Source organism: Neobacillus sp. SM06, assembly GCF_050496765.1.
Taxonomy (GTDB): Bacteria; Bacillota; Bacilli; order Bacillales; family Cytobacillaceae; genus JAEVLT01.
The window spans coordinates 687,287-711,798 of the sequence record NZ_JBNWEO010000015.1 but is presented as its reverse complement, the minus strand read 5'-3'; the positions used below and the strand labels follow the sequence as shown (position 1 = coordinate 711,798).

Below are 24,512 nucleotides of genomic sequence, written 5' to 3'. Positions count from 1 at the left end.
TAAGGTTCGGACCGGGATAGATAGCCATAATACCCATCTCTCGCATGTACTTTCTTACTGTATTTTCGTGAATAAGATCCCCTTCTCGATTCATAATGGCAGCTATCTTTCGATAGCCCAGAAAAGAATGCTTTGTGTATAGCTCATCAATCCGGTGCTTGAGGCGAATTTCCTCCGGAGAGGGAGGGACCGGCTTATAGTAAAGACTGGTGCGGTTTAGATTAAGTAAATCCGCTTGTACGAGGATGGAGTGTTCGGAGCAATCCCATTCTATGAGATCAATACGCTCTTCACGAGTAAAGTTAGAGGCCAGATTTTTTTTTAAGCCACGACAATTGGGTGGTTAACTTACCAACCTCGGCGTAGAGTTCATTGATTTGTTGTTCATATTCTTTTTTCATTTTGGTGATACCTTTACGATCATCAACAAACAGCTGTGAGAGGTTTTGTACCACCTCGGATTTCCACCGGTTGAGGACATTGGTATGGATCCCATGCTCAGAAGCGAGCTGTGAAACTGACTTTTCTTCCTTTAGGATTTCCAGTACAATTTGCGCTTTTTCTTCTGGGTTAAACTTTCTTCGAGTGGTTGACATACAACTAAGAAACTCCTTTTTTATTGTCTAGTTTATATGTAGCATTATATTAATCTATGGCCAGCAGTATTTGTTGGACCTCATTTAATACTCTTTATTATCTTTTTCCTTATCCCAAGTGTGTATGGTATTTATATTTCATTTACAAAGTGGAATTTGTTGGACGCGCCTCAATTTGTAGGCTTGCAGAATTATAGTACAATTCTTTTTGACCATAATTCCAGCTTTTACTCGCAATTTCGCAACGGCTTGAAAAATACAATATATTTTGTAATCTTTTCAGTACCGGTTACGATCATTGTTCCGCTTCTATTCGCAACAGCATTGTCCGCAAAGCCTAAATTGAATCGCCTATTTCAATCGATTTTTTATATGCCATCACTATTTGCAATCTCAGCAGTAATGATTATTTGGCAATTTTTATTAAGCGTTTCCTATGGACCATTAAATAACTATTTCAAGATTTCTCTAAATCTATTAGATAATCAGCCATGGGCATGGATTTCGATCGTCCTGGTTACAACTTGGTGGATGATTGGCGGGAATATGGTTATTTACCTCGCAGCATTAAATGGTGTTCCACAAAGTTTGTTTGAAGCTGCGTCATTGGATGGTGCCGGCACAATCACCAAGTTTTTTAAGATTACACTGCCAAGTATTAAATACCAAATTTTATTTACAACCGTAATGACAACCATTGCCCAGTTTAATGTTTACGGGCAGCCATTAATGTTAACGGGAGGCGGTCCAAAAGATTCTACCCGTGTCCTCTTAATGTATATTCAACAAAATGCTTTTGGAAAAGGAATGTCCATAGCTGGAATTTCCTCTGCAATGGCTGTTCTTTTAGGGTTAGTGATAACAATCGTATCGATTTTCCAATTTGTTATATTAAGGGATCGAGATTAGAGGTGAATGGAAATGAAACAAAGCAAGGGAACAAAAATAATTGCCTTTATTTTCTTACTGATGATGGCACTCTTTTGGGTAATCCCGCTAATATGGGCCTTCTTTACGTCTTTTAAATCCAATAATGAAATCGAATCAACGGGGTTCACTTTTTTGCCGATTCATTGGACGATCAGCAACTACAAACAATTGTTGTTTAATACCGATACAAGCCCTGTGATCAAATGGTTTTTTAATTCGCTGATTGTTTCCGTAAGCAACACAGTGCTTGTATTAGTAGTTGTCTCACTTGCCTCATATGGTTACACAAGACTCAAGTTTAAAGGTCGAGATGTCTTGTTTTCTTTTTTGCTTGGTTCGATGATGTTTCCAAGTGTAGTCAACCTCATTCCTCTCTATAAAGTAATGGATACTCTAGGATGGGTTAATAGCTTAATGGCTGTCATTGTTCCAGGTGCTGCTGGTGTCTTTAATATCTTCTTAGTACGTCAATTTGTTTTAGGAATTCCAAAGGCATTAGACGAATCAGCCCGAATCGATGGAGCGAACGAATGGCAAATTTTCTACCATATAATATTGCCGCTTATTCGCCCTGTTTTGACGGTTGTGGCCTTATTCAGTTTTACTGGATCGTGGAATGATTTCTTGTGGCCATCCATTATCATCAATGATGTCGATAAATTACCGATTACTCCTGGATTACAGCTACTTCAAGGGCAATATATTACGTATCCGGGATTGGGAACAGCTGGAGCATTGATCGCACTAATTCCGACATTCCTACTCTATTTATTTGCCCAAAGATATTTTATGCAATCGATGACGTTGTCCGCTGGAGTTAAGGAGTAGGTAGATCTGGGGGGATAGTAAGTGAAACGATCTTTTGAACGAAAAACGATATATGTTGCAAGTGTATGGCAGCTTCTTACAGGGATGATTACCATCTTCTATTATTCTTTTTATATACGGGGACAGGCGAGTCGATTGGGAAATTTATCTCCAGTCGAATCAATGGGCGTGCAATCAATTTTCAAAAATTTATATATGTTTTCAGTTACGTATGGTCTCTTTTTTGTTGTGATTGCCATTGTAAATACACTTTTCACTAGAAAAATGATGAAAGACCACACCGTTCAATATAAAATTCCATTTATCTGGTTAGGACTAGCTGTGCTCTTTTTCTTCCTATCGGACTTTATCAGTGTTGTGCTTTATGTTACTGCTGGCGTCATTGCCCTAGCGAAGAATCGTGTCTTAAAGCTAAATCCTTCGATAAGGAATGGTATGTTGTATTCTTCAAAATAAATAAAAAGCTTAAGTGAGTTTTACAATTTGATTGTTGAAAGGAGAACGACACATGAATTATAGACAAGAATATCCTAGACCGCAATTTGTAAGAAGCAATTGGTTAAATTTAAATGGTGTATGGGATTTTGCTTTCGATGACCAAACTATTGGGGTAGAGCAGAAATGGTTCCAGCAGGACAAATCCTTTGATCAAAAGATCACAGTTCCATTTGCATATCAAGCAAAGCTTAGTGGAATAAATGACCCGAATTTTCATGACAATGTATGGTATAAGCGGGAATTTTCCGTACCAAATACATGGAAAAATGAGAGAGTTCTCATTCATTTTGGTGCAGTAGACTATCGGGCTTGGGTGTATGTTAATGAACAATTTGTTGGCTTTCATGAAGGAGGTCATGTTTCATTTTCTTTTGATATTACGGAAGCCTTGACCTGGAAAACAGAAACCATCGTAGTAAGAGTAGAAGATCCTTCAACGGATGAGACTATACCGAGAGGAAAACAGTACTGGATCGAACAGTCAGATGCCATTTGGTATACTAGGACAACTGGAATTTGGCAGACGGTATGGTTAGAACCAGTTAGTCCAACTCGAATTTCAAAATTAAGAATGACACCAGATCTTGACAATGGCGATATTATTGTTGAGTTTGATGTTGAAGGTGAATTATCAAACAAAAAGGTTGATATCGAAATTTCTTTTAAAAATGAAGTTGTCGCAAAAGATACGATTCAGTTATACGAAAACTATACGAAACGGATCATTAACCTTTATAACCATCATATTTTCCGTACTTCCTTTCATCACAATGGATGGAATTGGACTCCGGAGACACCGAACCTATTCGATATTAAAATAATATTGTTTGACCAAGAGGCAAAATTGGATGAAGTACAATCGTACTTCGGCATGAGAAAAATTCATACGGAAAATGGAATGGTCTATTTAAATAATAAGCCCTATTATCAAAAGTTAGTCCTTGATCAAGGATACTGGCCTGAGGGATTGCTGACAGCACCAACGGATGAGGCTTTGAAACAGGATATTACATTGGCAAAAGAAATGGGGTTTAATGGCTGTAGAAAGCATCAAAAAGTAGAGGATCCAAGATTCCTATACTGGGCAGATCAGCTAGGTTTCTTAGTTTGGGGTGAATGTGCATCTTCACCATATTATAACGAAGACGCAGTTGCAAGATTAACAAGGGAATGGATTGAAATTATAAATCGAGATTATAATCATCCTTCGATTGTTGCATGGGTTCCATTAAATGAAAGCTGGGGTGTTCCGTTTATTCGGAATAATAAAATGCAACAACACCATTCTCTTTCTATGTATCACCTCCTTCATTCGCTAGATTCAACAAGATTAGTTGTTTCAAATGATGGATGGGAATTAACGAAAACGGATATTTGTGCGATACACAATTATAATCATGGAAATAAAGATGAAGTAGCTAAGTATGAAGTGTATAAAGAGGAATTACTGACGAAAGAAAACATCCTCAAATCTCAACCGGCTGGGCGTGGAATATATGCCAATGGGTTTAATCATCAAGGAGAGCCGATTTTGCTAACAGAATTTGGCGGAATTGGTTTTAAAGTTGGTGAGGATGCTGGATGGGGCTATACTTCCGTCAAAAACGCTGAAGATTTTGTTTCAGATTATAAAAGAATTATGGAAGCAGTGTATGCGTCTAAAGTACTGCATGGATTCTGTTATACCCAATTAACAGACGTAGAGCAAGAAATAAACGGTTTACTTACATATGATCGTAAACCAAAATGTGAATTGAAGCTTCTAAAAGAAATGAATGATATGTGGCATGAAACTATTATTAAAGAAAAGTAACAAAATTACTGCATTTTTTTAAAACCACCTTTGCGGATGGATGCGGTGATAAGGATCCTGTTTTGAGGTATATGTAAGGAGAACCTGGAAGAATGGCAAGGTCCTTTTGTCTTGTCCGAATTGAAAAAAGGTAAAGGGGAAAAGAAAAAGATGGAATATCGTACACTTGGTAAATCAGGCTTAAAGGTTTCTGAAATTGGCTTTGGTGCGTGGGCAATTGGCGGTGATGCATGGGGAGAGGTTGATGATGTACAATCGATTAAAGCGATGAACCATGCGTTTGAAATGGGCATCAATTTTTTTGATACGGCGGATGTTTATGGAGATGGCCGCAGTGAAAAATTAGTTGCGCAACTGATTAAGGGAAAAAGAGACCAAGTCATTATCTCCACAAAAGGCGGTCTTCTTGGCCATACTAGGAAGCCGGAGCCGATTTACGACAAACCAGAAAAAGTAATCAAAGCATTTGAAGATAGTTTAACTCGCCTCGGTGTTGATTATATTGATGTTTATTTTTGTCATATTTGGTGGCATGTTGAAGAAGAAACATTAGCTTTTCTTGAAGCATTTGAACGATTAAAACAAGAAGGAAAAGTAAGGGCAGTTGGAGTTTCAACGGACAACTTTGACTATTTAAAGACATTTAACCGAAATCATTCAATAGATGTTCTTCAAGTGGAATACAGTATTTTGAATCGTGCGGCTGAAAAAGAAATTTTGCCATATTGCCAGCAAGAAAATATTGGTGTGGTTGTGCGGGGGCCATTACAAAAAGGACTGTTAACAGGGAAATTTACAAAAGAGATGCAATTTGCAGGTAATGATGTTCGCCAACACTGGGAACGAAAGTGGTTTGAGGAACAAGTGGATAAGGTGGAAATGCTCAAGCAATTTAAAAGAGAGGGGAGAACTTTGGGACAACTCGCACTCCAATTTGTCCTTTCACATCCTGCCATATCAACTGCTATTCCCGGAGCCAAAACAGATAAACAAGTTGAAGAAAACGCATTGGCATCCATTCGTCCATTACTAACTAACGAAGAGAGCGATTTTATCCAGCAACATTTTTTCTTGTAATTTCAGAATTTATATGTTGTTGCTTTTCTGTGAAAATGATGCCTTTATAGTTAAGAGTATTTCTATTAACCGATTCTCATGTTTTTCAGAGCATAACGGTCGGTACTAGCTTCCCTAATGCCCGACTCTCACATTTTTTAGGGTAAACCGGGCATTAGTGGCTTTCCTAATGCCCGACTCACATACTTTTCAGGTCAAACCGGGCATTAGTAGCTTCCTTAATGCCCGACTCACATACTTTTCAGGTCAAACCGGGCATTACTAGCTTCCTTAATGCCCGACTCACATACTTTTCAGGGTAAACCGGTCATTACTAGCTTCCCTAATGCCCAATTCTCCTATTTTTCGGGGTAAACCGGGAATAACTAGCTTCCTTAATGCCCGACTCTCCTATTTTTCGGGGTAAACCGGGCATAACTAGCTTCCCTAATGCCCAATTCTCCTATTTTTCGGGGTAAACCGGGCATAACTAGCTTCCTTAATGCCCGACTCACATACTTTTCGGGTCAAATCGGTCATTACTAGCTTCCTTAATGCCCGACTCACATACTTTTCAGGTCAAATCGGTCATTACTAGCTTCCCTAATGCCCGATTCTCCTATTTTTCGGGGGAAACCGGGCATAACTAGCTTCCTTAATGCCCGACTCACATACTTTTCGGGTCAAATCGGTCATTACTAGCTTCCTTAATGCCCGACTCACATACTTTTCAGGTCAAATCGGGCATTACTAGCTTCCCTAATGCCCGATTCTCCTATTTTTCGGGGGAAACCGGGCATTAGTGTCCTTCTTAGTGCCCTCCGTTTATTAGCGATTTTCCATTCCGTTCATCTTCCTTCTGCCATATTTTAAGGTTCCTTGTATTTCGATTTGTTCCTAATTTAAGATTGCACATGAAATACAGCAGGTTTTGGATGTTGATTATTCGAAAATCCTGTGCCATGCCTTGTAAATTGACGTCCTTTGGGCAGTTTGATATTATTTGGGAAACAAAGATTCATATAAAAATTTTTTCATAAATCTTCCTATTGCAGTTTGGCGAAGGTAAGGAGACCCGAATGTTTCAAAAAACGCATATACGGTTAACGGTTATTATTTCTCTCGTTTTTATAGTGTTAATCAGCATTCTCGGGAGTATTGTTTATTTTTATACCGAGCATCAGCTATACAGAGATGTGGATCGATCCCTTTTTGAAGCTGTTGGCCGTTTTCAGGAGCAGGATAGTCCGCCAAGAGAGGGGTTTCAGCCCCTCCAGCGGAAGGATCCCCGGATCATCCTATTATATTGGGATGGGAAGAATCGCTTGCTCAAGGAAAATCGAGAAGCGGCATTATTTTTGGGAAGTGAAAGACAAATCGCCCCGCGGGTGAAAAATCATCCGAACGATATAGATAGTGGCGATTTTACGTTCCGCTATTTGGCAGTAACAGTCGATACGAATATTGGAAAAATCACTGTTCAGGCAATTCGCAATGTCAATTCGGAAAAAGAATTGCTAAATCGGTTGCTGCTGATCATGCTGATTGGAATTGGAGCCGGTGTAGTATGCGCAGTGTTGGCTGGTTATTTTCTTGCAGGCCGTGCGCTCGTTCCGATCAAAAAAGCATGGCAAAAACAACAGCAGTTTGTTTCAGATGCGTCACATGAATTGCGGACACCGCTTGCGGTCATCCAAGCAAAAACCGATGTTTTATTTCGCACTCCATCCAATACGATTCAAGATCGTATCCTTGATATTTCAACAATCTCGAATGAATCAAGGAGATTGTCCAAGCTGGTAGCCAACTTGCTGACCTTGGCAAGGTCTGATTCCGATCAACTTGAGGTAAAGAAGACCACGTTCAGATTGGATGAATTGGTAAAGGAAATCGAGCAACAGTATGAAGAGATTGTCGAATACCAGGGGAAAACACTGCAAATCAATGCAGTTGAACCGGTTTCTTTTTTTGGAGACAAGGAAAGAATCCACCAACTGATTGTCATTTTATTGGACAATGCCATTAAGTATACAAACGAAAGCGGATTTATTAAGCTTTCTTGCGGGCAATCCGGTTCAGCCGTTTTTTTAAAAATTGAAGACAATGGGATCGGTATTGCCAAAGAAGATCTGCCAAAGATTTTTGATCGGTTTTATCAAGGAGACAAATCAAGGACAAATCAAGAAGGAACGGGTCTTGGATTATCGATTGCTAAATGGATCATTGAAAAACACCATGGCAAGCCAAGGGTCACCAGTACATTAGGTGAAGGAACAACAATTGAAATCCATTTTCCAAAATCACAGAAATAGCTTAATGGATTCCATGGAAAAAACAATGGGATCCATTTTGTTTTGCTTCGTGGCTGGCCAAGGTGCAGGAATTTCTTTTCTATTAAGCGAAATATAGAGTACATCGAAATAAGGAGGAGTGACAGTTGAATCCAATTTTATTAAACTTTCCTGAAGAAATTGTTACCGAAAGATTGCTGATTCGAGTTCCAAAGCCAGGCGATGGCGAGGCAGTTTATCAAGCGATGCAGGCCTCTTTGGACGACTTGAAGCCATGGATGCCATGGGCGCATGCCAACCAAACAGTTGAAGATGTTGAACTAAATGTTCGGAAAGCACATATGCAATTTCTCGCCCGTGAAGATTTGCGCTTGCATATTTTTCATAAAGAAACAGGTGCGTTTATCGCTTCATCCGGGCTGCATCGGATCGATTGGAATTTGCCAAAATTCGAAATCGGCTATTGGATTGATTCCCGCTATAGCGGCAAGGGCTACATATCAGAGGCTGTTCGGGCGATTGCCGAGTTTGCCTTCATCGAACTAGGTGCGAAACGGGTGGAAATTCGCTGTGACCCGGAAAATCACAGAAGCAGGAAGGTTGCCGAACGAATCGGTTTCTCTCTTGAAGCAATTTTGAAAAAGAATATGCTCTCGGCTGATGGCAAGGAACCGAGAGATACATGCATTTATGCAAAAATAAGATAACCTTTTTAAAAAAGATGATCGATAGTCCGATGGCAGATGTACTACTCTAGACAACATGGTTTGATTTCTTGGCATCGAAAGAAATTTAGACAAAAAAGTAAAGCTGATTTCCAAATGGGGGGTCAGCTTTTCTTATTGGAATCTATACTATTGCTTCGAATTTAGAATAAATAAATAGTAAAAAACTATGAACAGATGGTGAAATCAGTTGCTCCAGTTTTGAATCCAATGCCAAATATGATTAAATGATAGATAGGAAAAAGCGGAAAGGATGAACGTTTTGAGCAAAAGAATCATTCAAATGATTACAATTGTTTCGGCATGTTTCGCATTGCTTTGGCTAATTGGCCTTGGCTGGACAATGAATGAGTACTATGCTGCAAAGCCGGACAAACTGGATCAAGCCACGACCACTGCCAACAAAGCGGAAAACAAAAAAAGCTTGACAGTTGTTGCTCTTGGCGATTCGTTAACGCGCGGGACTGGAGATGAAACAGGCAAAGGCTATGCGGGTGATCTTTTGGATGAAATCAAAAAACGGACAAACAAACCGGCAACCCTTTTAAATCTGGGAATAAACGGGCAACGCTCCGACCAGCTGCTCCAGCAGATTCAGCAAAAAGAGGTTCAACGGCAAATTGCCTCAGCGGACATCCTGTTAATTACAATTGGCGGCAATGATTTATTTCGCGGCGGGCAGGGTCTTGTCGATTATACTACTCAAACGATTACAGTAACCGAAAAAAAATACCTGGACAACCTTAGCTTTATTTTTCAAAAAATTCGCCAATTAAACAGCAATGCCAATGTTTTTATGATTGGTTTGTATAATCCGTTTATCGAACTGAAAGAAGGCAAAGCGATGTCAAAAGTCGTTCGCCGCTGGAATTACGATACTGCGGAACTAAGCGCCAATTATCCAAAAATTGTTTTTGTGCCAACATTTGATTTATTTGAGCTGAAAGTAAATGATTATCTTTACTCTGATAAATTTCACCCGAATACAAAAGGCTATCGCTTAATTGCGGAACGAGTGGCCGCATTGCTTACGTGGTAAGGAGAAGAATCATGGGAATTACAACATTATCGGTCCAAAATTTGAAAAAAACGATTGGGAAAAAAGAAATTATAAAAGGGATATCTTTTGAATTAAAAGAAAGTGAGGTTTTTGGATTCCTTGGACCAAATGGCGCAGGCAAAACAACAACGATCCGTATGCTTGTCGGTCTGATCAAACCAACGAGCGGCACCATCGAAATTGGCGGTTACAATGTGCAAACCGATTTTACGAATGCACTCAAACATTTAGGCTGCATTGTGGAAAACCCGGAATTGTACCCGTATCTAACCGGATGGGATAATTTGCTGCATTTTTCCCGCATGCTTGAAGGCATTGGGGAAGAGCGGATGAAAGAAGTAGCGGAGCTTGTTGGCCTCACAAGCCGGATTCACGATAAGGTCAAAACATACTCGCTTGGAATGCGCCAGCGGTTGGGAATTGCTCAAGCTCTTTTAGGGAGGCCAAAAGTGTTGATTTTGGATGAGCCGACAAATGGACTTGATCCAGCTGGTATTCGCGAAATGCGGGAGTTTATCCGCTATTTGGCTGAAAAAGAGGGACTTAGCGTATTAGTCTCAAGCCATTTGCTAAGTGAAATCCAATTATTGTGCGACCGGGTCGCAATTATTTCAAAAGGGCAAGTGATCCGCATTGATACGGTGGCAAACCTGCTGGCAAATCGCGAACGAGTAGAGTGGCAAGTGCAGCCGATTGAAAAAGGAAAGCAAATTTTGCAGGGATTTACAAGAATTGAAGAAACAGAAGAAGGTACTATTTTAACGGAATATAACCGTGAGAAAATAGCGAGCTGGAATAAAAGCCTTGTTCAAGCTGGAATTGAGGTAACCGAAATGAACCGGAAGTTGCCTGTTTTGGAAGAGTTGTTTCTTGAACTGACGGGCGGTGACAAAATTGGCTAAATTGATTCAAAATGAAATGATGAAGCTGCTGGCAAAAAAACGCATGCTTGTGATTGGCCTGATCATCGGAGTACTGGTGATTTTGTTCACCTATGCCCAGTATAAAACAATCCAGACCCAGCGGGAAAAATTGGGGACGAGCGACTGGCGAACCATTTTGCAGCAGCAGATCATTGATACGCAAAACAGGCTGAGCAGCAGCCGGCTATCTTCTGAACGGAAAAAACAACTGCAAATCTCGCTTCAGCAGCAGCAATACTATCTTGATCACAACATTAATCCGACCGAACCGGGCGCACCGACCTTCATTCGAATTTTTCTAGAAAATTCAATTGACTTATTTTTACCGCTTATGGTGATGGTGATTGCGAGCGATCTTGTTTCGTCTGAACATAGCCTTGGTTCGATTAAATTGCTGCTCACCCGTCCTGTAAGAAGGTGGAAAGTACTTTTGAGCAAATACGTTACGCTCATTCTGGCGATTTCATTTATCATCGCCCTCGCCGGAAACCTTTCGTACTTCATTTCGGGATTGGTTTTTGGCTATCGCGGCTGGCAGGCGCCGATTCTAACTGGTTTTTCCGTAACAAAAGCAGGGTTGAATACATCATCTGTAAAACTTCTTGAGCTGTGGCAATACTTGTTAATGGATTTTGGACTTGTCTGGTATGTTGCAATTGTGGTTGGCACACTTTCTTTTATGCTTTCGGTACTGATCCGAAGCACTGCCGCCGGCATGGGCGTAATGCTCGCAGCGCTGATATCAGGCGCCATTCTTAGCAATATGGTTTCCTCCTGGAATTCTGCCAAGTATTTCTTTATGGTGAATTTGCGGCTGACGGATTATTTAAAAGGTCTTGCACCTCCAATTGAAGGAATGACGCTATCGTTTTCCATGCTTGTACTTTTTGCATGGTGGGCAGCTGCTTTATTGGTTGCTTTTGTTGTTTTTACAAAAAAAGATGTATACTAATTGTTCTTCCGCCGCATGAAATTATGCGGCTTTTTATTTTCCAACTATATGGTTTTGCTAAATGGAGAAGCTATAAAAGACCTTTATTGAAAAGGTCGAAGGAGGAATGAACGTTGCGATACAAAAAAACGAAACTGGCGGTTGCTGCGTTAATAGCGGCATCGCTGACAGCATGCGCAAACAACGCGAACAATGATGCCATGAGCGGGCCGCGCAATGTTGCTTATCGTGATACAAATGGTCCAAGAAACGTATCAACGGGCGATTTAGTTTCGAACCCAAAACAATTTTCCGCAGCGGATGTTCAGCGCGTCAACAACGGGTTTATAACAATTGATCAAAACTCCTATAGCACAACGACACCGAGTCATCAGTTTCCGCATACGAGGCGGGTAGGGGATGGCCAATTCTGGTATTATTCGTTTGGTTCAGTGGAAAAGAACCAAACAGGAACCATTCAACCGCCAAGAACGGGAGTCGTGACACCGCCGAAAGCGAGTACGCCAGCTCCACCGGCAACGCCGCCAGCTCAGCAACAACCTGGTGGGCAATCGACAGCCACTATTGGCAATATAGCCATGCAAGTGATTGATTTGACCAATAAGGAACGGCAAAAAAACGGGCTTGCCCCATTAAAAGCAGACCCATCGCTTAGCCGTGTTGCTCAAGCGAAAACAAACGATATGAACACCAAGCATTATTTTTCCCATACAAGTCCGACTTATGGTTCTCCGTTTGACATGATGAGGGACTTTGGTGTAACCTATCGAACTGCAGGCGAAAATATTGCCATGGGCCAGCCGAGCGCCCAGCAAGTCGTCAACGCTTGGATGAACAGTGAAGGGCACCGGAAAAACATCTTAAGCCCGAATTACACCAATATCGGCGTCGGTTATACAAAAACTGGTAACTACTGGTCGCAAATGTTTATTGGCAAGTAACAATGCAGGAGCTATTTCCAGAAGGAAATAGCTCCTTTTCTATTTAAACTTGTGTAAGGATTCCATACAGATCAGGGAAAATGCTGTGTGGTCTTAACCCCAATTCTTCGACTGGGAACTGATTGCGGTTGATCCAGGCTGTTTGAAACCCAAAGGCGCGTGCTCCGCTGATATCCCAGCCGTTCGACGACATAAACAAAATCTCACTGCGCTCTAGCTCAAGTCGATCAAGTACATAATGATAAGCAGCGGGAGTTGGTTTATACTGCTTCCGGTCATCGACACTGATGATCTCGTTAAATAATGAAGACAGTCCCGAATGCTTGATTAAAGGATCGAGCATTTTATGTGATCCGTTTGAAAAAACAGCCAGCCTTTTGGATCTTAGCTTTGTTAATACTTCTTCCACTTCCGGATATGGAGAAAGATGCAGGTACGCATCCATTAACGCGTTTATTTTTTCAGAAGAGTGTTCAAGCTTGAGATTTTTTAACGTGTAGCGTAGAGAATCTTCGGTGATTTTCCAAAATGTTTCATACTTCCCCATTAACTGCCGCAAGAAGGAGTACTCCAGCTGTTTTTGCCGCCATTGTCGGCTGATTTCGTCCCCTTTCATAGGATAAAGTTCATCGGCTTTTTCTTTAACCGAATGAACATTGAACAAAGTTCCGTAAACATCAAACACAAGAGCTTTAATATCCATCTAGATAATCCTCCTCGTTATAACCGTATACCCTCTAGTTTAAACGATTGTCAGTTAAAACAAAACAATTGCACTAACGACATGATTTGCAGAAAAATGTTTAAAAAATGGTAAATATTTTCGTGCATATGGGGCATGATAAACGGGGTTAGGTTTTCGACTACATATATTTTACCAAAAGGAGTTGGATTGAACGTGAAGAGGATGTTGATGATTCTCGGCTTGCTGCTGGCGGTACCCGGCCTGTTAAACGCCAACGTAAGCGCAGCACAGCAGCAAACCGATCAGTCAAAAATGGTTCACAAAGACTGCCATGAAGGCCACCACCATTTCATGAACGGTGAAAAATGGCAGGAAAAAATGAAGGAAAGAGAGCAAGAAATTCGTTCGTGGGTTAATCAGTATACCCCTGAAAAGAAACAAGAGTGGGAAAAGGTTCTTACAGAAGGGAAAACGCTGCGAGAAAAATGGCATAGCCCTGAATTTGCTCAAAAACGCGAGCAATGGAAAAAGAATAAAATTGCGCAAATGCAAGCCTTGAAGAAAGCATACGAGGATGGCAAAATAACAAAGGATGAATATATCGCGAAGGCACATCAAGGGATGAAAATGGGGGCTTGGAAAACATACGATGAGTTAAAAATGGCAGTTGAAACGAAAAAGGATCAACAGGCCAAAGCGCTGTTGAATCAACTGTTAACGCAATACAAAATGCACAATGAAAAAATGAAAAGCATGATGCAATATAGCAGCAATCAATAAGGTAGAACGTCAGCCCAGTATACGGCTGGCGTTTTTCTGTTGCTATGAATGGTCCATCACTTCATCCTTTTCAAGCAGCTCGACGTCAATTAAAAGGTAATCCTGATAATAAATGATCAGTAAATGGTTGTCTGATTCAACAGCTTTACGAATGACAGCAGCATTTCGGCAAAAAAGCGGGACATGGATTTCACCATTGTCAAAAATGAGGTAGGAAAACTCAGTAGAAAAGGGAGAGTGCTCATTGCGCATCGTAACAAATTTTCCTGAGAAGGATGACAGATTCCGCTTTGTGTTGTGTTCCGCTTCCTTGGTTTTTGCCAAAAATTGCTGCTTAAGTTTCAGATTTAAATCTTTTAAAAAAAGGAAAAAGGCGATAAAGCCGATGATGGTCAGTGTCGCAGAGTAGGTATTAGGCAATGAAGGAATGGTCGCACTGATAGTCCAACAGCCAAACGCTATCAATAAATGATCAAACATCGGGAAACACCCTCTACATTAGGATTAAGGAAGGATGCTAAAGGTTCTCAATCGTCATATTTCGCGCTCTCGTACCGTTTATCTCTACATTAGGATTAGAAAGCATGCAAGAGGTTCTATCTATCTTAAGGATACTGTAAAAGAATTGAAGTGTAAATTTTAAATTATATAAATTTTCAAAACAATCTCTACAGCGTTTAGGACGAAAAATGGAGGGAACAAATAAAGTAATCGAAAAGGAGGCATGAAAAATGGACAAGAAGAAACTAATGATGACAACCCTTACGCTTGGTGCAGCGTATTTACTTAGAAACAAGGATTCACGGCAAAAGCTGATGGGGCAGTTTCAAGCATTGGGAAAGAAAAAGAAATAATCAGCAGCAAACTGGACAAACTCTCTATGTAAAAGTCTTCAGGGAGGTACACCATGAGTATACAACTGCAAGAGAGAAATACTTGGAAAGAAGTTTTAAATACAGTCAAAACCTTGGATCCGAAAAAGCTGGAAATCATCAAGGCAACTTTGCCTGTTGTTCAAGAGCATGGCGAAGCAATTACCAAACGGTTCTACCAACGGATGTTTGAAAGGCATCCGGAGCTGCGGAATATTTTTAACCAAACGCACCAGCGGACAGGCCATCAGCCAAAAGCATTGGCGGATGCCGTGTATGGCGCAGCAGCAAATATTGAGGATTTTAGCCAAATAATGCCCATATTGGAGCGGATTGGCGAGAAACACCGCAGTTTGCAAATCAAACCTGAACATTATCCAATTGTTGGTGAAAATTTATTGGCAGCCATCAAAGAAATTTTAGGTGAAGCGGCAACAAATGAGATCATGGATGCTTGGGCGGATGCGTATCACGTCATTTCTGACGTTTTTATCCGCATGGAAGATAAGATGTATAAAATGACGGAAGCGCAGCCAGGCGGTTGGGCCGGATTCCGCGATTTTGTCATAGATCGAAAAGTGAAGGAAAGCGATGTTATTACGTCCTTTTATTTGAAGCCGAAAGATGGCAAAGCGATTGCAAAATTTATTCCAGGTCAATATATTACCTTGAAAGCAGAAATTGGAGGAGAAAAGTATACCCATCTTCGCCAATACAGTTTATCAGATCGACCTGGATTGGATTATTACCGCATTAGTGTCAAACGGGAAGATCCTCCGGAAGAAGGCTTGCCACCAGGTGTTGTTTCCACATATTTGCACAATCATGTGAATGAAGGGGATAATATTTCAATTTCTGCTCCGGCTGGCGACTTTTACTTGGATCAAGAAAGCAATCTGCCGCTTATCCTGATCAGCGGAGGCGTTGGTCAGACACCGATGATGTGCATGCTGAATTCAGTTATCCATGAAAATCCTGGACGTGAAATATATTTTATTCACGCGGCAATCAACAGCCGGTACCATGCCTTTAAGGAACATGTGAAGAGCATCCGTGCGAAAAATCATCATGTGAAGTCGTATGTGATTTATGAAAAACCGACTGATGAGGATGTAGCAGCAAGGAATTATGACAAGGATGGCTACATTACGTTAGAGTGGATGCAAGATGTCCTGCCATCCAGCCATGGTGATTATTACTTCTGTGGTCCTGAGCCATTTATGAAAGCAGTAAATCAGGCGCTTAAACAGTGGGAAGTTCCGCAAGAACGGATTCACTACGAATTCTTTGGTTCTTTTGGAAGTTTGGACTAGGTAACAAAAGGAGTGCGGGTATTCCCCGGCACTCCTTTTCGGTTATTTTTCTTCTTTTTTACTTTCTGCAATTTCCTGCTTGATATCTTCTTTTAGATCATCGGTTATTCCAGCTGTTGCTTTCTTAAACTCACTCAACGATTTTCCAAAAGCGCGGCCAATCTCAGGCAACTTGTTTGGACCAAAAATCACTAGCGCGACAATGAGAATTAAAATCAAGCCAGGCACACCTATATTTGAAAACATGGCTTCCACTCTCCCGGAATAGGTCTATTTAAAAACATTATACTCCAACATGGTACTGAGGACTAGTTTAATTTCAATGCTTTTCAAATGGGTCTTTTGTCTACAAATACGCTACTAAAAAAGCATTTGGCTTTTCCAAAAATGCAATTAAAACAAAAGCACTCGCCGAGCTATTTAGTCGCTTCGACGAGTGTTTGAACGGGATGATTGCTTTGAGGTTTTCCAGCAACAAAGTCCTGAATTGCCCGGTCAACATAAACCCAGCCTTTCCAGCCGATGTGAATCGTATCTTTCATGAAATACGGATCGTATTCATGCTTCGAAAAATCTGCCACTTGAAAACCTTCTGCTTCAATTTGCTGTTTAATCCGTTTGTAATAGCTTGTGCGCCCCGACTTTGGAAAGCCAGTATAATCATACCATGGACCGTTAGCTGGAACAGAAATAAACAGCGGATCGGCACCAGACTTTTTCAGCAGGTCAAGAACAAGCTGAAAATCGTGATATTCGACCGATTTACCATAGGATGCCCCACGTTTATAATTTTTTAAAGATGGCACGCGGGATTTGATCTTATTATATTGCGAGTTAATAATATAAAAACGATTATTCGTTGCCTGGCTTTTGCCGACGCGATTGGCCTCTTTCCGCAGCTGTGCCCACGATTTGTCTTTAACCGATTGGCTGATGACGCGATTTCGCGGTACCCCGCCGGACAACGTATAATACAGATCTTTTTTCTCAAGTATATTCCGATAAAAATAGGCAAATGGTCGAATCAAGTTCGCTTTTTGCTTGATCCAAGGATCATTGGTAACCTCTGCTTTGTACAGAGTAGCGAGCATTTTATCGTTGCGAACTGGGCTAAACCGAATCAGGCGCTTGATTGCCATTTTCTTTAATGTCGGATCAACCTGCTGATTAAACGCAAGATCGTATCCTTGCAGGCTCGAATAGTTTGGCACAAAATGCGATTCATCCGTTCCTTTAGGCTGAAACCATTGCGGGGATAAGACAAAGACCAATTTTTTTCCTTTTAATTGATTGGCATGTTCCGAAAAATTCATGAAATGGATCAGCGATTCCGTACCGCCGCGGCCAATCAGAAAAGGAGTAAAACTTGCATGATTGACCTCAAAATAGTTGGATGGATGGAACTGATCCAATCGCGAAAGCTCGGAAGAACCATAGATAGGTAAGTACCGTGGGTCTTCGAGCATTTTATCTTGAATAAACTTTCCTTGGAACATAAACGGGTTCAACTCTGTAGCCGCATTATTCACACGCGATGGTGGAATAAAGCGCTCAATCCATTGATTCGGAATCACCATAAGACTGAACAAAACAACGAATGCCAGAATTATTGGTGAAAATAACGCTTTTTTCATCTGAAATCAGCCAACTGATTGACAATATTGTTTGGTGTATTCCATGTATCCCGATCAAACTCTGTGATCGGCACGGTGATACCGAAGCGTTCTTCAATTTGAACAAGCATTTCTACTGTGCCAAAGGAATCGAGCAAGCCTGTCTCAAAAATATCAATATTCGGATCTTCTTTCACAACCTCATCTTGGCAAATTTCTGCTAATAATTCGAATACTTGATCTTTAAATTCCATTGTAATCAATCTCCCTTATGAATGAATAAGTCTTCCTGAGAAAATGTAAAACCCGAATGTAATGACGTGGAAGGTGATGATCACCGAAACAACATGAATCCATTTGTTTTGCGGCCACCACTTATGCTTCTTGTTAAAGTTTTCAAAAGAATTATAGAGCACCATCACGATTGCATGATACATTCCGTAAATAATATATTGGATCGCTAATCCGTGCCATACACCCATTAATAAGAATAGCAGGACGTATCCTATATTGGATACAACATTTCTGTTCTTTATCCACTTTTTCTTCGTCATTAAGAACATGAAACGCATATACACATAATCGCGGAACCAGAAGGAGAGAGTTAAATTCCAACGATTCCAGAAATCTTTCATATTTCGGCTAATGAATGGCATATTAAAGTTTTCAGGCGATTTGATTCCCATCATATAGCTGACGCCTGTGGCAAAGGCTGTGTACCCGGCAAAATCAAAGAATAAGTACAAGCTGTAAGCGTACATATAGAGCCATTCGTTTTGAAAATTACTCGACGATATATTTCCCAAATTGGCAATAAAATAATGATTGATCGAATAGCCGATGATGAATTTGTATAAAAATCCTTTGAAGATTTTGTTTATCCCTTGATAAAGCAGTAGTTTATATTGATCTTTCGTTAAGTCCGCATGCAAATCTTTGTCAAACCGGCGAAACCGGTCAATTGGACCCGATGAAATGGTTGGGAAAAACATAATAAAGTAAAGCAGGCTGATAACCGGTATTTGTTTTTTAATCAACCCATCCCTTGTCTCAATGATTAATTGGGTTCCTCGAAACGTCAGATAGGAAATCCCTAAAAAACCAATCCAATTTGTTACACCCATATACGGTGCCAGTTTAGACATTGTTAACGGAAGGATGGAAAGAATCACAGCGATATAAAAGATCCAGCTGTTGTTTGCCCTAAGCCTGTATGCAATGTAACTTTTGATCAAGATGACCTGCCATGCGGTAAAGATGATTAACGCAATGGCACCGCTCCATTTCGATGAAAAAATAAGTGCAAGTACCGGAACGGAGATGATCATATTATAAGCTTGAAATTTTTTGCCGTTTAAGCCAAGAACCACTGTCGGTATTAATAAAACTGCAATAATAAGAAAAAATGAAAAAGAACCGTAAGGAATCATAGCATTACCTTTTCTCTAATTTGTTTTCGGTCAATTTTGCCGTTTGGTGTCATTGGAAGATCGACGTAGTAAGTGAACTTCCTAGGAATCATGTAAGCTGGCAAATTCTCGCTGATCTCTTTTTTGATCGCACTCGTAAGCTGAAACTCTTTTGAAAATGAATGCGGCTCCGGAACGATCGCGGCTGTCAAATACTCGATTTTCTCATTTTGATAAACCGGCACGACAACAACCATTTTTACATATTGTGACTTGGAAATGTGATGCTCAATTTCTTCAAGCTCCATCCGGTAACCGTGCAGCTTGATTTGAAAATCCATCCGACCTTTATAAAATAACAAACCATTTTCGATATAGCCGGCATCACCTGTTCGATAGGCCATTTTGCCGTCATAGCGGAGGAATGATCTCTCGGTTAGTTCTTTCTGGCCAAGATACCCTTTGCTGACGCTTGGACCGACAATCAGAATTTCTCCCTCTTCATCGATTGACTCAGTGCCGTCTTCGTTTAAAAGCACAATCTTTGTATCATTTTTCGGCCGGCCAACAGGAAGGGATTGATGCTTCTCCAAAACCTCAGCAGTGATTTCAACAAACGTCACAGCAACGGTTGCTTCTGTCGGACCATACGTATTAAAAACTTTGGCGTTTGGAAACCGTTCCAATAGCTGCCGGGCAATGGCTGACGGTAAAATTTCCCCACAAAACAAGAAAACGGATAGCTCGGGCAACAAGTCCTCGTTAAAGGATGGATCCATTAAGCACATTTGTACGAAGGAAGGCGTTGATGTCCAGACATTGGTATTTGACTTTTCCAGCGCTTCAAATAAAAGCTTTGGTTTTGCAATCATTTCTTTTGTTATCGCAAAAATACTTCCCCCGCTGGCAAGTGATGGATAGAGATCCATGACCGACAAATCGAAAGAAAATGGAGCCTGGTTTAAGAAACGAAGACCACCCTTAATCGGAAAGTCCTTTAGCATCCAATCTACAAAGCTTTGCAAATTAGTTGCCGAAATTTGTACTCCTTTTGGATTGCCAGTACTGCCGGAAGTATAGATAATGTAAAAATTATCATCCTCAGCAACCCAGGAAGACCGGTTGGATTTAGCGTTTACTGGAAGTTTTGCTTTCAGCTCAGACAATGTTACAATGGATGCTGGCGAATTTTCTAGCACGAATGGGGCATTCGCTACAATTATCAACAATTCTGCATTCGAATTTTCGATAATTTTTGCAATTCGTTCCAAAGGAATGGAAGTGTCAATAGGAATATATGGATGACCGGATTTGACGCTTCCTAAAAAAGCAACGGGCATTTCAGGCTCCATATGGCCATAGACCAAAATAGGCGAACCAGATGACAAGCCCATTCCATGAATCATTGCTGCCAATTGCTCGGATTGGTTCCAAAGTTCACCATAGGTGATTTGAGCACCGGGGGCGGTAAATGCAATCGCATCGGGATTTGTTAACGCAAAGTCCTCAATTGTGTGTAACATTTTCATAAGAGGTTCCCTCCATGATTTAAAAATCATTGTAAATATAGGAGCCGGCACTTGCATCATTAAAGCCGTACATAAAGAACAGCAGCAACAGAATCACTAAATAATAGACAAAGCGGCTAACCCAATTAACTTTTGGATTTCGAAAAAATTGTTTCAGTTTAAGTAACATGGGCTTAATTTCACCTCTATTTCAACCAAAACTTGGTTTGAAAGTGTAAATATACCAAATGCAAGCAAAAAGAATCATTGATTGCGTAAATAATCATAATGCGGAGTAAATTTTTTTGCATTAAAATTAGATGAGAAAAATATTAAAAATTCATAACTGCTTAAGACATATCCGAAAGCTTGATGCTTTAGCCTTCTACAGAAGGAAAGTTTGAACTCCGGTCGGACAAACGATACTGAATAATATTGAACGATGCGAGAAAAAATTTTGTAACTGATGAACTTTTCTTCAATGCTGACTGTCTTTTAAAATAACTGCAGGAAAAAGTTTTGCGGATCAGGGTAGGGGCTGAAAAAATGTGGTAACTGATTTACATGAGACAATTTCACAGGCGAAAAAAGGGGATCAGGCTGCTTTCCGCCAGCTTGTGACCGCCTACAAAGGAAGCGTATTCCGCCATGCATTTGCCCTATTGAATGATCGAATGGAGGCTGAAGATGTAACACAGGAAGCTTTTGTTAAAGCTTATTACTCCCTGCCAAAGCTTGAGAATGAATATGCATTCGTTTCGTGGCTGACAAAAGTGACAACAAATCTATGCTACGATAAAAATAAAAAAATTGCGAAAAAAAAAGCGGCCGAGACAGAGGAACTTAATGAAAACATAACAAGCCAAAAAGGGACCTTCCCCGATCGAACGAACGATAGCGAAAATGAGCATTCAGGAAGCGATGGAGAGCATTCCGCCCGAACAAAAGAATGTGTTAATTCTAAGGGAAATTCAAGGGTATTCTTATGCCGAGATCAGCGATATGCTGCAAATTCCGCTTGGCACAGTAAAATCGCGAATCAGCGCCGCCAGGGAAAATTTAAAGAAACAACTGCTAAAGGGGTGAGTTTCATGTCAGAACATATTGGAGAACTGCTTTCTTCTTATATAGATGACGAAGTAAGTGAAATAGAGAGGGACTGGGTTGAAAGGCACTTGGAAAACTGTCTGAAGTGCAAGAGCGAATATTTACAATTAATAAAGATTCATGAGCAATTCCAAGCTGCCTACCAAATGATTGAGATTCCGGATGGGATTGAGAAGAACGTGTTTGCCAGAATTCAGCAAAACCGGGCACCAAGCTCATTCTCGCTTTTTACCGGAGCATCAATCTTTATCCTTGTTGCCTTCAGTTTTGGAATCATGGCCGCATTGGGACCTTTCGCGACTGCTGGAATTTACATTGTCCAAACACTCTTTAGCATTGGACGTGGTTTAGTCTTTGCTCTTTCTTCCCTGCTTACAGCCGTTCCATATATGGTTGGAGCCATCTCTGCATTTATGCTTGTTGTCGTCGCCTTAGCAATGGTAATCTTGCGCGTTCTCGTTCATTCAGTTGGGAAAACAGCAGGGGTGGAGGAACTGTAATGGCAAAGTGGAAACAACTGATTGGATTTGTAATGATTTTTCTAATTGTATTTATGACGGCCAAACCGGCTTTTGCTATGGAGAAAAATATTTTTAATGAAAAAAGATCTACGCTTCCGGTCAATGAAAAAGTCGATAACGTGATCATTCTCGGCCATAATATTGACATAAAAGGCAAAGTTGATACCGCGGCAATAGTGGTAAATGGCAATATGAACATTTCCAAAACGGCCAGGATCAATGGAATCGTTCTCGTGATCAATGGAACGGTAACGCAAGAACCGGGTTCCTATGTGCGGGAAAACATTCTCGCTTTCAAGTTTACGAATCAAAGCGTAAATTATTTGCTGACGGGTCTTGCACTTTTGTTAAGCTCTTGGGCTGTACAACTAATAGTCAGTTCAGGACTTGTCCTGCTTACGGTGTTAGTTGGATTTTTACTTAAAAATAAAGGTGCACATAAACTGGAGTTATACAAAGAACAGGCGGGAAAAATCGTTCTTGTTGGTGTGGTTGCAAGCATAGCGCTTTCAGGGATCATCGGCCTATTAGTCATCACCGTTTTCGGGATTCCATTAGCGATTCTCTTGGCCATTGTGCCGTTCGTTTTCTTTATGATTGGTGTTACGCTATTAAGCCGAATCATTGGCGAAAAACTGTTGGTAAACCGGCAACTGCCCGTATGGCTCAAGGACTTTGCCGGAGCGTTTGTAACCATCGCCATTTTCAATTTTCCTTTCTTCGGCCTCGTTATTGCGCTCGCCGTCCTTTGGTTTTCAACCGGCTTTATGATCCTTTGGCTTAAAGAAAAACCGTGGAGAAAACAGAAGTAAAGCAAAGGTGCAGACACCGTTCTGCACCTTTATTACTGCCGTTTTTCATTGAATAATTTCCGTTTGCACATAGTGATACAGCAGTTTTGCTGTGTTTTCGATCGATGATCGGTGGGTGCGTTCAAAGGCATGGGAAGCATCAATGCCAGGCCCGATTAATCCGTGAACAATGTCATGGCCGGAGCGGATGGCGGCAGAGGCATCAGAGCCATAGTACGGATAAATATCGAGCTTGTAATCAATTTGGTTTGCTTCTGCAAGTTGAACCAATTTTTTTCGTAGTCCATAGTGATATGGACCGCTCGCATCTTTAACGCAAATCGATACCGTGTATTCATCGGTTGCCTGGCCGTCGCCAATGGCGCCCATGTCGACGGCTAAATATTCTACCGTTTCGGGAGGAATATTCGAATTGCCACCATAGCCAATTTCTTCATTATTCGAAATCAAAAAATGCGTTGTATGGGGTAAACGCAAATTCTCTATCTTAATTTGCTTTAAAAGCTCGAGCAGGATGGCCACACTTGCTTTATCATCCAAGTGACGTGATTTAATAAAGCCGCTTGGGGTAATTTGAACGCGCGGGGCAAAGGAAATAAAGTCGCCGACTTCGATCCCAAGGCCGCGGACATCTTCTGCATTATTTACTTTTTCATCAATTCGTACTTCGATATTTTCCTGGTTTCGTTCCGCTTTTTCGGCATTTTTGTATACATGAACGGATGTTTGATGCATTAGAATCGTTCCGGTATACGTTTTGCCGCTGCTTGTTTCAATTTGACAATACTCGCCCTCAATCGAGTTAAACTTAAATCCCCCAATTAGATCCATTTTCAAACGTCCGCTTGGTTTGATTTCCTTCACCATCGCACCAAGGGTATCAACATGGGCAGTCAGCATCCGTTGCCGGATTGAATCTTCTCCATTGATCGTGGCGATTAAACCGCCTTTGCGACTCCTTCTTGTTTGAATTCCTAATTCTTGTAAAAAGTTTTCCACAAACGCAATCACTTGATAAGTGTTGCCCGTTGGACTTGGCGTTGAAACTAAATCTTTTAATAAACTCATGATTTCATCGGTGTTTGGATAGGCCAAAGTTACTTCTCCTTTCTTTTTAAAACAGCTGCCTTTTTATTATACATCGAAACGAAAAAAGAAAGCGAACAGGCAATTTTGAAACACTGACTGCATAAGATAAAAAGAGACTGTTTTTTCAACTTTTGAGAATATTTTTAATAAATTTGGGAATAAATGAGGTAAATCGGTTATTTCTGTAGAA

Annotated in this window: 27 protein-coding genes; 16 read left to right on the top strand and 11 right to left on the bottom strand. The window is 40.7% G+C overall.

What is annotated here, in order from left to right; genetic code table 11:
- Both ACQYAD_RS13045 and ACQYAD_RS13040 read right to left on the bottom strand, forming a co-directional pair.
- On the bottom strand, positions 1 to 169 hold a 169-nt coding region (locus tag ACQYAD_RS13045), incomplete at its 3' end, for an IS3 family transposase (protein ID WP_430238816.1).
- Between the two features lie 133 nt (positions 170 to 302).
- Positions 303 to 596, bottom strand: coding sequence for a transposase (locus ACQYAD_RS13040; RefSeq protein WP_430238764.1), 294 nt, complete (start codon positions 594 to 596; stop codon positions 303 to 305).
- 159 nt (positions 597 to 755) lie between these two features.
- Here ACQYAD_RS13040 and ACQYAD_RS13035 point away from each other — a divergent pair, with 159 nt between their 5' ends.
- The 11 genes from ACQYAD_RS13035 (at position 756) to ACQYAD_RS12985 (ending at position 12,613) form a co-directional block, all read left to right on the top strand.
- Positions 756 to 1,505, top strand: a complete 750-nt coding sequence (locus ACQYAD_RS13035) for a carbohydrate ABC transporter permease (RefSeq protein ID WP_430238762.1) — start codon at positions 756 to 758, stop codon at positions 1,503 to 1,505.
- A 12-nt stretch (positions 1,506 to 1,517) separates the two neighbouring features.
- The gene (locus tag ACQYAD_RS13030) at positions 1,518 to 2,354 is read left to right on the top strand and encodes a carbohydrate ABC transporter permease (RefSeq protein ID WP_430238761.1); all 837 of its coding nucleotides are present in this window, start codon (positions 1,518 to 1,520) and stop codon (positions 2,352 to 2,354) included.
- Positions 2,355 to 2,375: 21 nt separating this feature from the next.
- Complete coding sequence (locus tag ACQYAD_RS13025) at positions 2,376 to 2,810, top strand: hypothetical protein (protein ID WP_430238759.1); 435 nt, start codon at positions 2,376 to 2,378, stop codon at positions 2,808 to 2,810.
- A gap of 52 nt (positions 2,811 to 2,862) precedes the next feature.
- On the top strand, positions 2,863 to 4,665 hold the full coding sequence (locus ACQYAD_RS13020; RefSeq protein WP_430238757.1) for a glycoside hydrolase family 2 protein: 1,803 nt from the start codon (positions 2,863 to 2,865) through the stop codon (positions 4,663 to 4,665).
- A 150-nt stretch (positions 4,666 to 4,815) separates the two neighbouring features.
- A complete protein-coding gene (locus ACQYAD_RS13015; RefSeq protein WP_430238756.1) occupies positions 4,816 to 5,742 on the top strand; it encodes an aldo/keto reductase in 927 nt (308 codons plus the stop codon).
- A 1,058-nt stretch (positions 5,743 to 6,800) separates the two neighbouring features.
- Positions 6,801 to 8,033: a sensor histidine kinase gene (locus ACQYAD_RS13010; RefSeq protein WP_430238755.1), complete on the top strand. Its 1,233-nt coding sequence runs from the start codon at positions 6,801 to 6,803 to the stop codon at positions 8,031 to 8,033.
- 125 nt (positions 8,034 to 8,158) lie between these two features.
- Positions 8,159 to 8,719: a GNAT family N-acetyltransferase gene (locus ACQYAD_RS13005; protein WP_430238753.1), complete on the top strand. Its 561-nt coding sequence runs from the start codon at positions 8,159 to 8,161 to the stop codon at positions 8,717 to 8,719.
- 280 nt (positions 8,720 to 8,999) lie between these two features.
- Entirely contained in the window at positions 9,000 to 9,776 is a 777-nt protein-coding gene (locus ACQYAD_RS13000) for an SGNH/GDSL hydrolase family protein (protein WP_430238751.1), read from the top strand.
- Between the two features lie 11 nt (positions 9,777 to 9,787).
- The gene (locus tag ACQYAD_RS12995; protein WP_430238749.1) at positions 9,788 to 10,699 is read left to right on the top strand and encodes an ABC transporter ATP-binding protein; all 912 of its coding nucleotides are present in this window, start codon (positions 9,788 to 9,790) and stop codon (positions 10,697 to 10,699) included.
- Positions 10,692 to 11,672, top strand: a complete 981-nt coding sequence (locus tag ACQYAD_RS12990; RefSeq protein ID WP_430238747.1) for an ABC transporter permease — start codon at positions 10,692 to 10,694, stop codon at positions 11,670 to 11,672. Before ACQYAD_RS12995 ends, ACQYAD_RS12990 begins: the two co-directional genes overlap by 8 nt.
- A gap of 113 nt (positions 11,673 to 11,785) precedes the next feature.
- Positions 11,786 to 12,613, top strand: a complete 828-nt coding sequence (locus ACQYAD_RS12985) for a CAP domain-containing protein (protein WP_430238746.1) — start codon at positions 11,786 to 11,788, stop codon at positions 12,611 to 12,613.
- Positions 12,614 to 12,656: 43 nt separating this feature from the next.
- Here the strand turns inward: ACQYAD_RS12985 and ACQYAD_RS12980 are convergent, their stop codons facing one another.
- On the bottom strand, positions 12,657 to 13,316 hold the full coding sequence (locus tag ACQYAD_RS12980) for a haloacid dehalogenase type II (protein ID WP_430238745.1): 660 nt from the start codon (positions 13,314 to 13,316) through the stop codon (positions 12,657 to 12,659).
- 195 nt (positions 13,317 to 13,511) lie between these two features.
- Here ACQYAD_RS12980 and ACQYAD_RS12975 point away from each other — a divergent pair, with 195 nt between their 5' ends.
- Positions 13,512 to 14,078, top strand: coding sequence for a hypothetical protein (locus ACQYAD_RS12975; protein ID WP_430238743.1), 567 nt, complete (start codon positions 13,512 to 13,514; stop codon positions 14,076 to 14,078).
- Between the two features lie 42 nt (positions 14,079 to 14,120).
- Here the strand turns inward: ACQYAD_RS12975 and ACQYAD_RS12970 are convergent, their stop codons facing one another.
- On the bottom strand, positions 14,121 to 14,558 hold the full coding sequence (locus ACQYAD_RS12970) for a hypothetical protein (RefSeq protein WP_430238741.1): 438 nt from the start codon (positions 14,556 to 14,558) through the stop codon (positions 14,121 to 14,123).
- Between the two features lie 251 nt (positions 14,559 to 14,809).
- On the opposite strand from ACQYAD_RS12970, the gene ACQYAD_RS12965 reads away from it, so the two are divergent.
- Together ACQYAD_RS12965 and hmpA are read left to right on the top strand one after the other, a co-directional pair.
- Positions 14,810 to 14,932, top strand: a complete 123-nt coding sequence (locus ACQYAD_RS12965) for a hypothetical protein (RefSeq protein WP_430238740.1) — start codon at positions 14,810 to 14,812, stop codon at positions 14,930 to 14,932.
- A gap of 53 nt (positions 14,933 to 14,985) precedes the next feature.
- Entirely contained in the window at positions 14,986 to 16,263 is a 1,278-nt protein-coding gene (hmpA, locus tag ACQYAD_RS12960) for an NO-inducible flavohemoprotein (RefSeq protein WP_430238738.1), read from the top strand.
- Positions 16,264 to 16,305: 42 nt separating this feature from the next.
- Here the strand turns inward: hmpA and ACQYAD_RS12955 are convergent, their stop codons facing one another.
- The 6 genes from ACQYAD_RS12955 to dltX form a co-directional block, all read right to left on the bottom strand.
- Positions 16,306 to 16,509, bottom strand: a complete 204-nt coding sequence (locus ACQYAD_RS12955) for a twin-arginine translocase TatA/TatE family subunit (protein WP_430238815.1) — start codon at positions 16,507 to 16,509, stop codon at positions 16,306 to 16,308.
- Between the two features lie 170 nt (positions 16,510 to 16,679).
- The gene (dltD, locus tag ACQYAD_RS12950; protein ID WP_430238736.1) at positions 16,680 to 17,897 is read right to left on the bottom strand and encodes a D-alanyl-lipoteichoic acid biosynthesis protein DltD; all 1,218 of its coding nucleotides are present in this window, start codon (positions 17,895 to 17,897) and stop codon (positions 16,680 to 16,682) included.
- Complete coding sequence (gene dltC, locus ACQYAD_RS12945) at positions 17,894 to 18,130, bottom strand: D-alanine--poly(phosphoribitol) ligase subunit 2 (protein ID WP_430238735.1); 237 nt, start codon at positions 18,128 to 18,130, stop codon at positions 17,894 to 17,896. Before dltC ends, dltD begins: the two co-directional genes overlap by 4 nt.
- Positions 18,131 to 18,145: 15 nt before the next feature.
- On the bottom strand, positions 18,146 to 19,306 hold the full coding sequence (gene dltB, locus ACQYAD_RS12940) for a D-alanyl-lipoteichoic acid biosynthesis protein DltB (RefSeq protein WP_430238733.1): 1,161 nt from the start codon (positions 19,304 to 19,306) through the stop codon (positions 18,146 to 18,148).
- A complete protein-coding gene (dltA, locus tag ACQYAD_RS12935) occupies positions 19,303 to 20,814 on the bottom strand; it encodes a D-alanine--poly(phosphoribitol) ligase subunit DltA (protein ID WP_430238732.1) in 1,512 nt (503 codons plus the stop codon). Before dltA ends, dltB begins: the two co-directional genes overlap by 4 nt.
- 19 nt (positions 20,815 to 20,833) lie before the next feature.
- The gene (gene dltX / locus ACQYAD_RS12930) at positions 20,834 to 20,983 is read right to left on the bottom strand and encodes a teichoic acid D-Ala incorporation-associated protein DltX (protein WP_430238730.1); all 150 of its coding nucleotides are present in this window, start codon (positions 20,981 to 20,983) and stop codon (positions 20,834 to 20,836) included.
- Between the two features lie 358 nt (positions 20,984 to 21,341).
- On the opposite strand from dltX, the gene ACQYAD_RS12925 reads away from it, so the two are divergent.
- Together ACQYAD_RS12925 and ACQYAD_RS12920 are read left to right on the top strand one after the other, a co-directional pair.
- Entirely contained in the window at positions 21,342 to 22,400 is a 1,059-nt protein-coding gene (locus ACQYAD_RS12925; RefSeq protein ID WP_430238728.1) for a sigma-70 family RNA polymerase sigma factor, read from the top strand.
- Positions 22,400 to 23,233: a hypothetical protein gene (locus ACQYAD_RS12920; protein ID WP_430238727.1), complete on the top strand. Its 834-nt coding sequence runs from the start codon at positions 22,400 to 22,402 to the stop codon at positions 23,231 to 23,233. Before ACQYAD_RS12925 ends, ACQYAD_RS12920 begins: the two co-directional genes overlap by 1 nt.
- A 45-nt stretch (positions 23,234 to 23,278) precedes the next feature.
- Here the strand turns inward: ACQYAD_RS12920 and ACQYAD_RS12915 are convergent, their stop codons facing one another.
- A complete protein-coding gene (locus ACQYAD_RS12915) occupies positions 23,279 to 24,301 on the bottom strand; it encodes a M42 family metallopeptidase (RefSeq protein WP_430238814.1) in 1,023 nt (340 codons plus the stop codon).
- Positions 24,302 to 24,512: the final 211 nt, after the last annotated feature.